Annotated in this window: 13 protein-coding genes; 9 read left to right on the plus strand and 4 right to left on the minus strand. The window is 56.3% G+C overall.

Annotated features, from left to right (window positions below; all coding sequences use genetic code 11):
• Window positions 1–37: 37 nt before the first annotated feature.
• Window positions 38–1,648: a Na/Pi cotransporter family protein gene (locus tag RBB63_RS23250; protein WP_309387803.1), complete on the minus strand. Its 1,611-nt coding sequence runs from the start codon at window positions 1,646–1,648 to the stop codon at window positions 38–40.
• Window positions 1,649–1,810: 162 nt separating this feature from the next.
• On the opposite strand from RBB63_RS23250, the gene RBB63_RS23255 reads away from it, so the two are divergent.
• From RBB63_RS23255 to RBB63_RS23280, 6 genes are all read left to right on the plus strand, one after another.
• Window positions 1,811–2,668, plus strand: coding sequence for a GNAT family N-acetyltransferase (locus RBB63_RS23255; RefSeq protein ID WP_343219143.1), 858 nt, complete (start codon window positions 1,811–1,813; stop codon window positions 2,666–2,668).
• 279 nt (window positions 2,669–2,947) lie between these two features.
• The gene (locus tag RBB63_RS23260; RefSeq protein ID WP_309387805.1) at window positions 2,948–4,345 is read left to right on the plus strand and encodes a PDZ domain-containing protein; all 1,398 of its coding nucleotides are present in this window, start codon (window positions 2,948–2,950) and stop codon (window positions 4,343–4,345) included.
• Between the two features lie 14 nt (window positions 4,346–4,359).
• Window positions 4,360–4,569, plus strand: a complete 210-nt coding sequence (locus tag RBB63_RS23265) for a toxin-antitoxin system YwqK family antitoxin (protein ID WP_309387806.1) — start codon at window positions 4,360–4,362, stop codon at window positions 4,567–4,569.
• Between the two features lie 2 nt (window positions 4,570–4,571).
• A complete protein-coding gene (locus tag RBB63_RS23270) occupies window positions 4,572–5,621 on the plus strand; it encodes an N-acetylneuraminate synthase family protein (RefSeq protein ID WP_309387808.1) in 1,050 nt (349 codons plus the stop codon).
• Window positions 5,622–5,624: 3 nt separating this feature from the next.
• On the plus strand, window positions 5,625–6,065 hold the full coding sequence (locus RBB63_RS23275; RefSeq protein WP_309387809.1) for a hypothetical protein: 441 nt from the start codon (window positions 5,625–5,627) through the stop codon (window positions 6,063–6,065).
• Window positions 6,066–6,074: 9 nt separating this feature from the next.
• A complete protein-coding gene (locus RBB63_RS23280) occupies window positions 6,075–6,629 on the plus strand; it encodes a transglycosylase SLT domain-containing protein (protein ID WP_309387810.1) in 555 nt (184 codons plus the stop codon).
• A 51-nt stretch (window positions 6,630–6,680) separates the two neighbouring features.
• Here RBB63_RS23280 and ppnP read toward each other — a convergent pair whose 3' ends face one another.
• A complete protein-coding gene (ppnP, locus tag RBB63_RS23285; RefSeq protein ID WP_343219144.1) occupies window positions 6,681–7,001 on the minus strand; it encodes a pyrimidine/purine nucleoside phosphorylase in 321 nt (106 codons plus the stop codon).
• Between the two features lie 451 nt (window positions 7,002–7,452).
• Here ppnP and RBB63_RS23290 point away from each other — a divergent pair, with 451 nt between their 5' ends.
• Together RBB63_RS23290 and arsB are read left to right on the plus strand one after the other, a co-directional pair.
• The gene (locus RBB63_RS23290) at window positions 7,453–7,893 is read left to right on the plus strand and encodes an arsenate reductase ArsC (protein WP_309387812.1); all 441 of its coding nucleotides are present in this window, start codon (window positions 7,453–7,455) and stop codon (window positions 7,891–7,893) included.
• Window positions 7,894–7,919: 26 nt separating this feature from the next.
• Entirely contained in the window at window positions 7,920–9,008 is a 1,089-nt protein-coding gene (gene arsB, locus RBB63_RS23295; protein ID WP_309387814.1) for an ACR3 family arsenite efflux transporter, read from the plus strand.
• Between the two features lie 121 nt (window positions 9,009–9,129).
• On the opposite strand, the gene RBB63_RS23300 is transcribed toward arsB, so the two are convergent.
• Complete coding sequence (locus RBB63_RS23300; protein WP_309387815.1) at window positions 9,130–10,353, minus strand: NnrS family protein; 1,224 nt, start codon at window positions 10,351–10,353, stop codon at window positions 9,130–9,132.
• A 24-nt stretch (window positions 10,354–10,377) separates the two neighbouring features.
• On the minus strand, window positions 10,378–10,632 hold the full coding sequence (locus RBB63_RS23305; protein ID WP_309387816.1) for a YecH family metal-binding protein: 255 nt from the start codon (window positions 10,630–10,632) through the stop codon (window positions 10,378–10,380).
• Between the two features lie 143 nt (window positions 10,633–10,775).
• Between RBB63_RS23305 and RBB63_RS23310 the strand changes: the two genes are divergently transcribed.
• Complete coding sequence (locus RBB63_RS23310; protein WP_309387817.1) at window positions 10,776–11,213, plus strand: RrF2 family transcriptional regulator; 438 nt, start codon at window positions 10,776–10,778, stop codon at window positions 11,211–11,213.
• Window positions 11,214–11,300 lie beyond the last annotated feature (87 nt).

The raw sequence follows: 11,300 nt of genomic DNA on the forward strand, positions 1-11,300 counted from the left end.
GTGGCATGCCAAGTCATGCTTAAAACTGTTACCTATGTCACCGCACGTTTGTAACCCATCTTGACGGTCTATACAGTTTGCCAAAGCGGCCCAAGGACCAACTGGCCCGCTCAAAGATATTTGTGATCAGCAGCACCTGGTTACGCATGCTGGCTGAAACACGGTCCGCCGAGGCCAAGTAACGCTTGCGGATTTGCTCCATGGATTCGCCGCGTTCGGAGGTCATGGTTTCGAGAAGCGCGCACTCTGCCGCATCGTTGTCCTCCAGAGCCGCAATGGCGGTGAGGATCATCGTGTCGAGCGCTTCGATGACTTGCTGGCCGAGTTGCTGGACGTCATCGTTGGTGGAAGAATCCGCCAACTCCTGGCAAAGGCTAAAGCAGGCGCCTTCGATGGTCGACAGCAGTTCCTGTCGGTTCTGCAGGTTGATCAGCCATTCGGTGTCATCCGGCGACAACGACTGCGTAATCAGCGAACTTTGAAAGTGCAGGATATGCCGGGAAATCGAAATGAACGCCAAATGGTAGGCATCGGGATTGACCGCGGGCTTCGCCTCGCCCTGACGCAGACTCGCCAGATAGCTTGGCAGCCGATTCAGGAGGCGCAGTTGCTCCTTTTCACAAAGCATGAGACCAGCGACCGGGCTGTTAACCATCTCGTCCTGCAGGTATTCGGGCTGGGAGAGATCTTCTGTCTCCGTTGGTGGCGATGCGCGTTCACAAGCAGCGGTGAAGCGTCCGATGAAAATCGTCAATAAAAGTGGCGTGACCATGTTCATGAGGATAGCCACCACAGCGGCGAGGGTGTCCGTCTGGTTGCCAAGCAGCAGGGTAAAATCATGAAGCAGGCGTGTGCCAAGCAGCTTCTCCAGGAGGAAGAAGCTGAGGAAAATCGCCACTGCCACCAGGTTGTAGAGGATCTGCGCCCACACCACTTGCTTGGCGCGCCCCTTGAAGTGCCCCCCAGTCAGGTAGGTGATCACGCTTGAGCCCAAGTGCGTGCCGTAAATGACCATCACCGCATGCTCGAAATCGAAAAACCCACTGTCGGTCATGGCCAACGTGATCAGGATAATCGCCATGTGCGACTGGCAGATCACGGTGAGCACCAATCCGATCACAAACGCCAGGATGAATGACTGATTCATCAGCACCATGGAATCCTGAAACCAGCTGTAGTGGGTAAAGCCCCGCGCCGCCGACGAAATTTCAGCGAGGCCGAAAAGCATCAGCGACAGGCCAAAAGTCGCGGTCACGGCTGTCAGCCATTTCCTCGGTTTTTCGAAGGCGATGCAAATGCCCGTCAACCCCAGGATAAACAGCACAAAGTAGTCGATCGGAAAGACCGCCGCAAAAACAATCAACGTGCAGCCAAAATTTGACCACAAAACAACGGGCGCCGCCGAGCGCACATCCACAATCCGCCCCTGCACCAAGCTCGCGAGTATCAACGAGGTGGTGCGCCCACTCTGCGTCGCAAAGCCGGACACTGCGCCCCAAAAGGCGGCGACAAACAGATTTGCGCTCATCTTCCGCGCCAGGCGACGGAACGGCCCGCTCGCCATGGCGCGCAGATTTTTGTTCAGCATCTTAATGCCAACAAAAAAAAGGCCCAAGCCGGCCAACATGTAGAGCAGCTGTTTCGTCATAGATCCGATGTCTCCGGGTATTTCGACACCGCAAGACGCCTTCCAGTCCAACTACTTATGTCACGGCGTCAACGGAATGTCTGCCCATCGTGTGACGGTGAGGTGAAATTTGTTGCCTGCTACTCACGATCTACCCAGCATTCCCGCATGCACGACGAGGCACTGGCTGAACAGTTGGCATTCCGCCCCATGCGGCGGGATGAGCTCGATATCGCCGTCCAATGGGCCGCCCGCGAAGGTTGGAACCCGGGCAAACACGACGCCGACATTTTCTGGGAAACCGACCCGGAAGGCTTTGTCGCAGCCTGCCTCGATGGCGAATTAGTCGGCACAGGCTCCATCGTCAGCTATGGCGGCGCGTTCGGCTTCATGGGCTTCTTCATCATGCGGTCGGACCTACGCAGCAAGGGCCTCGGCACGAAGTTCTGGTTCTGGCGCCGCGACACGCTCAAGGCCAGGCTCCAGCCCGGCGCCGCCATTGCCATGGATGGCGTCTTCGACATGCAACACTGGTATGCGCAGGGCGGCTTTCAGTTCACCCACCGCAACCTCCGCATGGCCGGAACTGGCCAGGCCAGCCAACCCGCCAATTACCTCGTCGACCTATCCGCCGCGCCGTTTGCCGACGTGGCCGCCTACGACCAGAAACACTTTGGCTTTGCCCGCGAGGCGTTCCTGCGCCGCTGGATCGAGCCTGCCGAAGGCCTCGCCCTGGGCGCCGTGAAAGACGGCCAACTGACCGGCTATGGCGTCGTCCGCGCCTGTTTGGAAGGCTACAAAATCGGCCCCCTCTTCGCCGACGACGCCCAAACCGCCGCCGACCTTTTTGCCGCCCTCAGCGACCGCGCCAACGGCGAACCATTGTTCCTCGACACCCCCGAGAACAACCCCGCCGCCCTCGCCTTGGCCGAAGCCAACGGCCTGCAGGAAGTCTTCGGCTGCGCCCGTATGTACTATGGTCCCATCCCCCCCCTGCCCTGGGCCAATATCTACGGCATCACCACGTTTGAACTCGGGTAAGATGGAAATTCTGCGCATCGTTCTTAGCCAAGCTGCAATAATTGGCGGCGCAATGTCGGCGACACTCTAGCTGACTCAATGCCCGCACAGCATTAGGCAAAATAATTTTAAAAATAAGTCATAGTTTTGCTTGCCAAGGACTAAAATACTAGGTTACGTTTTAATCCGATAGCTTGTTCTCCTCATCACCCCTGATGACCGGTCGGTTCTCCCCAAGAACCGGCCGGCTTTGTTTTTACGGGTTGCCTAGAGCCATGAGACCCGCTTGACTGCGCGGCCATGAGTTACCCATTTCGCTCTATTTTTGTGGTCGTGGCGGCATTGCTGTCCACGGCAGTCGCCAGCGCGCAGCAGCTCCCGGCTGACTTTGAGCAACAGTTCGCGGAACGCTGCAAATCTGTCGTGGCCGTCGAATATTTCATCCAGAACGACATTGACCGCACGCCCATGAGCACAGTCGGCGTAGTCCTTGACGACCAAGGGCACATTGTCTTGCTGGACGGCTCCGTCCCCGGCTGGGTTCCACCCGAGCGCTTCAAGGATTTCAAGGTCAAGCTCCTGGGTGAAGACGGCGATGGCTGGGATGCGACTTATGTGGGCCAAAATTACGTCAGCACCTGGCACTACTTGAAGGTCGACGAATCCGCGCTTAAGGAAATCAAACCGATCACGGCGTTTGGCCAGGCCGAGCTCAAAACTGGCCAATTCGTCTGGGGCATCGCCGTGATGGGCGACAGCTGGAACTACACGCCCTACTTCCTGAGCGCCCGCGTGAGCGCCCAGAAGCCACTGCCCTGGCTCGTCGGCTTCAGTGACCGCCCGATCGCCTCGCCAGGCTCCGTTACTTTCGACGCCCAAGGCGCCTTCGCAGGTTGGGTCGGCCCGCCAACCACCGATGAAAAAATCATCTACATGAACGGCCGTAAATTCAATGCCGCGATACAAATGATCCGCGAGTCCAACGCCTTCATGACCGCAGGCGTCTTCATGAAATACGCGCCACAGATCCCCACCGTGCAAATGGGTGAAAAACGTCCCTGGCTCGGCGTTGCCGGCATGCAGGCGCTGGATCGTGAAGTCGCCGAGCTCATGGGCCTCACTGACCAAGGCGCACTCAGCGTGAGCGACGTGGTGGAAGACAGCCCAGCCGCCAAAGCAGGTCTGCAGTCCCGCGACATCGTGATCGGCATTGACGGCGAAAAGCTGCCCAAGTTTTCCCCGGATTTCGTCACCGTTCAGTGGTTTGAAAAGATGATTCTGGAAAAGCAAATTGGCGAAACGGTGACGTTCGACGTCATCAGCGGCAATAACGGCAAGGAAGTCGAAATCGTCATTGGCGAGCAGCCAATAAACCTCAAGGAAGCCGACCGCGAATACTTCGATAACCTCGGCATGTCCGCGCGCCAGTTTACTTTGGCCGACGCCTTGTCCAAGCGCGAGCTGCGCGCCGATATCGACGCCGCCATCGTGGATTTCATCAAGCCGAACAGCCCCGTCCAATCCGCCGAGCTGCAGCCGGGTGACTGGATTAAGGAAGTCGATGGACAGTCCGTCGAAGGCTATGCCGCAACCATTGCCGCGCTCCAGGCCGCCAATGACGACGACTCACGCGAAGAGCTGCTCCTCCTCGTCGAGCGCAACAACGAAACCAAAGTCCTCCGCGCCAAGCTGAAATAACGGAGCCCCTCACCATGAAGGAGCGCATCGACTACCACAAAGCCGGGACCATCAAAGCCAGAGGCATGGTGACGGACGACGGTGAGCTCACAGGCTATTGGGAATGGTTTCGGAAAGACGGAACCAAACTGCGCTCTGGGCATTTCGACCAAGGGCGCCAAGTTGGCGAGTGGATCACCTACGACGCCAAAGGCGAGCCCTACAAAACCACGCATTTTAAGTAGCCATGATCATCCCCTTGGAATCCAAGCTGACTGACGCACAATTAGCCGAGGTCATCGCCATTGTCAGTGAATTTGGCTGCACAATCCAGCCGATCGTCGGAGCCGAGCGCAGCATCTACGCCATACTCGGCGACGAGCGCCATGAGACGATGATTAATCGCCTCCTCGGCTTGGAATACGTCGACCGCGTGGATCAGATCGACTCTCCCTACCGGCTCATGGATATCCATTCCGAGCTGGCCAATGGCGAGTTCTTCATCAACGGCGTCAGCGTGGGGCGCCAGCCGCTGTTCATTGCCGGCCATTGCACGATCGACCCCAAGCAGCCCAACCTCTTTTACGAAACCGCCGCAGCCCTCAAGGAGGCTGGCGCCCACATGCTGCGCGGCGGAGTGTGGAAGCCCCGCACGATGCCCTACTCTTACCAGGGCGACCAGAAGGCGCTGGAAATTCTACTCGAAGCACGCAGCCGTACGGGCCTGCCGATTAACACCGAAGTCATGGACAACGAGCAGCTCCAGCTCGTCACCGAGGCCCAGGTGGACATGATTCAAATTGGCGCCCGCAACGCGCTCAACTACCCACTGCTGCGCAAGATCGGCGCAGCCACGGCTGGCACCAAGACCGCCGTCCTGCTCAAGCGCGGACGCCCCATGGCGCCAGTAGATGAGTTCCTTGCCGCCGCGGAATACATCGCCGCCGCCGGCAACCCAAACATTCTCCTCTGCCCACGCGGCACCCTGCCGTCGATGAATGGTTACCGCAACCACCCCGACGAATGCATCACCCAGCTGCTCAAGGAAAAGACCTGGGCCGCAGTGGTCGTTGACCCGTCGCACTCGGTGGGCCGCGCGCGTTACGTGCCCGGCGCTGCGCTTGCCGCGATGGCTTACGGCGCAGATGGCGTCGTCGTCGAAGCGCACATCGACCCCGCACATGGCATCGGCGACGACCCCAAGCAGTCAATTACGCCCGATGTCTGCAAAACACTATTCGAGGACGCCGCCAAAGTCTGGGAACTCCGCCGCAAATACAACGCGCCAGCGGGGTAAGCGATGCGGGCCCTTCGCTATCTAGCGCTCATTTCAGTAGCAATTCTGGCGAATGCTGGAATCGCTCTGAGCGTAGAGAAAAGCGAAAAGCAGAGTTCACTGGACAATGACACCATCAACATTCGCTACAAAGATGAAGACGTTCGCATTATTTTATACGATGTCGCGAACCTCTATAACTTAGAAGTGCAAATACCCGACGACTTCAATGGGCGAGCCAGCATTTACATGCAAAACGCCCACTGGTATCAGGTGTTCAACGCGTTAACTTCAGGCTCAGGATTCACTTATCGTGAGAATGGAAAGGTCATTCAGATTGTTCGGATTCAGCATCCATGGTTGTCCAAACTCAGTCCGACCACCGGCTGGATTGTACTGGGTCTTTTTGCGCTATCCCTACTGTTAAATGCCTTTTTGCTGGTTCGACGCTCAGACACCAACTAAAGTTTCCTTATGCCCAATTTTCGCGGAATCCAAAGCGCCGAGCTTATTTTGTCCATTGCGGCAGTCGTCATTTTTGCCGTGTTCTTTTGGCTGGGGCGACCCGGGTTTTCCCAAATAAAAAGCCCGGAAGGGAAATACAAAATCTGGGTGGACATCGAGCAGGCTGCCAAGGCCGGCGACCTTGACCCGAATTTCGTTTACGCCATCTGCGTCGCCGAAAGCACCCTCGATCCGCGCGCGAACAGCGGCTATGCCCGCGGCCTGATGCAGCTCAGCAAAGTCGCCTGGAAAGAGGTGAGCACCCGCCCCTACTCACAGGCCTATAATCCGAAAACCAACATGGAAGTCGGCGTGGCGTATCTCAATCACCTCAAGGAGTTCCTCAACGAAAACAACGCCTTCAGCTACGCGAATCTCGCCGCCAGCTATCGCTACGGTCCCTATGCGCTGAAAGACGCAGACTTCCGCGTCAGCCGGTTGGATGAGCCGCACAACTTGATCTACCAAAAGCTATTTGCCGGCGTGACGGACCCAGTCGAAACGCCAACCGCTCCGGAGTCATAGCTTGTGTATCGGCTGGACGCCTGCAACGCAGCGTCGGCATCCTGGGCTGAATTAACCGAGGTATGAGCAGCAGTAATCAGCGCCGCCGTCCTTGACCTTAAGGAAAAACTTCGAGCTGCCGGGCACTTCAAAAGATTCGCCCGCAGTGTAGGTCTTCCACTCGTCAGAACCATCGAGCCGCACTTCCATTTCGCCGCCGAGCATTTCCATCAGCTCGGGCAATTCGGTGCCGAACTCGTAGTCGCCTGACTGCATGAAGCCGAGCGTCTTCTTTGAGCCGTCAGCAAAGACGACGGTGCGGCTGGTCACCTTGCCATCGAAGTAAACATTGGCTTTTTTGACGATCTGAACGTTGTCGAAGGTTTCAAACATACGCCCATAACTCGGCGACTCACCGGCCAAAGGCAATGCCAATTTCCAGGTAAAATCTACAGGCGCCGACCGCGCGTCTCGACACGCCACATCACGTCTCGATGGGCTCACTCGGACTTGAACCAAGGAGTAAGGAATTCAAGCCCCTGCGCTCACAACGCCAGCTGCAACTTTCTCAAAAGCGCAGCCGTATGCTTTGGCCTCAACTATTCGCTGTTGAATAGAGCAGTTTATAAATTCCTCTTGACCGAATATTCCATAAATGGAATATGCAAACCATGGAAACCATATGGCTCAACAAATACCTTCAGAACTACTACGGTGAAGGCATCGCCTTGAAGCGCGGCCAGCAACAGCACATCGCGCAAGTGACCGATTAATAAATCAGCGATGGAGCACAGTCGGCTTCAGCAAGAAATTCCATTCATTAACGAAAAGCAGTAATTTAACCATGACCAAACCCAAAGTTCTCATCCTCTGCACCGGGAATTCCTGCCGCAGCCACATGGCTGAAGGCATTCTACGCAACGCAGCAGGCGACCTGTTCGAGATATACAGCGCCGGCTCCAAGCCAGCCGGCTACGTCCACCCCAACGCCATCGCCGCACTCAAGGAGTTGGACATCGATATATCCGGCCACACATCCAAACACCTTGATCAGTTCATGGATGCAGGCATTGACACGGTCATCACCGTCTGTGATCACGCCGATGAAAGCTGCCCCTTGTTCCCTGGCAAGGTGAACCGCTATCACTGGGGTTTTGAAGATCCGCCCAAGGCCGTCCGCGAAGGAGAAACCGAAATGGAGGCCTTTCGCCGCATCCGCAACGAGATCCAGAAAGTATTCGAAGCCTACGCAGCCGGTTACCGCCAAGCGTTGAACCAGCAGTGAGATAAAGCGGAAATTACACTAATGCCATGACTCAACCTGCCTTGGAAACATGTAGGCCTTGTAAAAAGGAATTGGGCTTTCTCGACCGATTTTTAACGCTGTGGATTTTTGTGGCTATGGCGATTGGCGTCGCCATTGGCGCCTGGTGGAGCGGGGCCGACGAATTCTTGAACCGCTTTCAGGTTGGGACCACCAATGTGCCGATTGCCATTGGCCTGATCTTGATGATGTACCCGCCGCTAGCCAAGGTGCGCTATGAGGAAATGCATCGCGTCTTCCGCAACTTGAAGGTGCTGACGCTCTCACTGGCGCAAAACTGGATCATCGGGCCTGTCCTGATGTTCGCACTGGCGATCCTCTTTCTGCGCGGGCACCCGGAATACATGACCGGCGTCATCCTGATCGGCTTGGCGCGTTGCATTGCCATGGTCATCGTTTGGAACGAACTGGCTGAGGGCGACAATGAATATGCCGCAGGTCTCGTCGCCTTCAACAGCGTCTTCCAGATCATTTTTTTCAGCCTCTACGCGTGGGTGTTCATCACTTGGCTCCCCGGTGTATTCGGACTGGAAGGCAGCGTGGTCGCCATCACCATGGGCGAGGTCGCCATCAGCGTCCTGATCTACTTGGGCATTCCCTTCATTGCCGGGATGCTGACTCGTTTAGCTGGCGTCAAACTCAAGGGCCGCGATTGGTATGAGCAGGAATTCATCCCCCGCATCAGTCCACTGACACTCATCGCGCTGCTCTTCACCATCGTGCTGATGTTCAGCTTTAAGGGCGATAAAATTGTCGAACTGCCAATGGATGTGCTGATGATCGCGATTCCGCTGACCATTTACTTCGTGATCATGTTCGTCGTCAGTTTCTTGATGGGGAAATGGGTGGGCGCCGATTATCGCCAAAGCGTCACCCTGAGCTTTACGGCGGCCAGCAACAACTTCGAGTTGGCCATCGCAGTCGCCGTCGCAGTGTTTGGCATCGGCTCAGGCGCAGCCTTTGCCGCTGTCATTGGGCCACTGGTGGAAGTGCCGGTGATGATCGCCCTGGTCAATGTCGCCTTTTGGTTCCGTAAAACGCTCTTCCAATCCCCCCAACAGCAGTCGGCTGCCTAGACACACATCCTCTAACTTGGCCACTCAAGCCGCAGTAATCTTTCGTGTCCAGCAAGGCGGCTTGAATATGACAACCCGGAAGGCTGTGAGCGAAAATTCCACCATACATTTAAAGAATGACTTACTCCGTGTCTTCCTGCCCAAGTAGGCGAAACAGAGCGCCGCTCCAGATGACAATGCCCAATATCCACACGATTGCTGCATAGCCCAGGTGGCTCATCCGGATGTCGGGCATCCAGTCAGCGCTTACCCGGGTGAGCATGGCAAGCCCGACCAGCGCCAGCAAGGCATAGACGGATTTCAGTTGCGCCCGAAAGAGATGAGACTGGCCGCTGTGGCCCAGGATGACCCGGCTGGCCACAGTGAAAGTCAGCAGGCTAAAGCCGGAGATAAACACGACATGAATGAACGCCGCCTGCCGCTCGGGCCAAATCGCCATCAGAATGTATCCCAGCGGTATCGAAACCAGCGACACCCGCATGGCGAGCGCCAAGGCGCCTTTTTTAAATTTGGCCGTGTGAATTGGCAGTTCGCGGAAGAAATAAAGGAGAATGCCCGCAGCGCGCAATGCGTAGCCAAATCGAAAGTGCCCACTGGCCTCCAAGGCAAAACTCGCCAGCACCAGCAACCCACAGAAGAAAGCAAAGATCGCGCGGGGGACCCAGCCAGCAGGCAACTTACGGGACTCAGGGAAATCCTGGCGATTTGGCATGCCGAAGAATCTCGGTATCAGGAATGCGCCGATGCCCATTACCGGCAGCAGCAAATAGCCCTGGTAAAGCGCAAGCCGTGAGAAGTTAGCCAAGAACGGACTGACTGAATCCGGCGCTAGATGCAAGGCAACTTGTGTTGCGCCGCCACACAAGGCGCAAAGTAATCCCATCAGGACAAGGGTGAACCCAGGCGGCGGCGTATCCTTACGCTGTGGAAACCGCGCCATGAGGCTGCCCATCAGTAGGAGTATCGACAGCGTGAATAAATAGTCGCCCCACACATGGTTGCTCATCAGGTGGCAGGCGCTCGCAAGCAGGAGGGCGGTAGTCCAGCTAAGGCTTTCTTCCAGACTGAAACGCCTCACATCAAGCAGCCTGGGAAACGCCGTCCCCAGGAAGCCAACCACAAAGCAAGTTAAGAAGCCCTCGATCATGATGCGAGCATGCATCAGGCCAGGGTAAAAATCGATGAGCCGCCAAACATACGCTGGCCAGAGCGCAACGGCGAAAACACCCAGCAACGTGCCGACCGCAAAGAGCAGGCGATAGGGTTCGCCTGCCGCGACTAAACTCCAATAGCCCGGCGCTTGTCGCCCGATGCCACCGGTGGAGGGACTGCTTTGTGCCTGCATCGCATCATCCTTGCTGGGAGTCAATCAGTGGTTGCACATGGCGCTGGGGTCGAACTTGAAAGCATCGGGCTCACCGATAAACTTCCCCTTCGCAGCAAGCTCCTCGATGAGTTCGCTGGCGGTCAGGTTCCCCCCGGAGCAAATGCCAAAGCGCGCGTCTTTGCCGAATTTTTCATTGATCGCGGCAAGCAAGCTGGCGCGTGAATAGGTGAGCCCGGACTCATCCATCATCTGGAGGACCGCGTGGCCGTGGATTTCATCGGTAGAGTGCTGTGTCATGATATTTTTGGTTGAAAGATGAGCTAAGATTAATGGATTGAAAATGAATATCAATAAATAAATGCCTTTTATTCTTGAATTGATAGCTCTTGCGGATTGAAATACATCATCAAGAGTGAAACAATCCCATTGGCTTTAGTTTAATGTTTCGATACGGTAAGACGGCGCAAAACGCGGTTTCCGCCATGAGTTATCTGGCGGAAGTCTATGCTGATGGCGTTCGCCTCAGCTCGCAGGACATTGCGGCCAAACGGGCAATATCGAAACCGCTCGTAGCCAAGTTGCTGGTAGTTTTATCACAGGCGGGCTTGGTGGATGGCGCTCCAGGGCCTCGCGGTGGCTATGCGCTGGCGCGTGATCCGTCGGAGATTTCATTGCTCGAGATTGTTTCGCACTTCGAGAAAGTTGAAGACCGAAGCCTTTGCCCATTTGGACCGGACTGGTGTGGCAAGGAGGATCCTTGTCCGCTGCATGATCAACTCGTGGCGCTGACGGATCAGATGTACCAGTTTCTGGCCGGCACAAAGCTCGATGCATTTTCGCCGGAAGGGGCGATACCAGAGCGGAGCATGTTCAAGTAAACGCGATGAATGCTAGTGTGGTGTCAGCGAAGTTCGCTGCATAAATACTGAACCTTACCGAGGATCAGATCTGCGTCCGCTGTCCAC

Origin of the sequence: Cerasicoccus frondis (genome assembly GCA_031296915.1) — a bacterium.
GTDB classification, from domain to species: Bacteria; Verrucomicrobiota; Verrucomicrobiia; order Opitutales; family Cerasicoccaceae; genus Cerasicoccus; species Cerasicoccus frondis.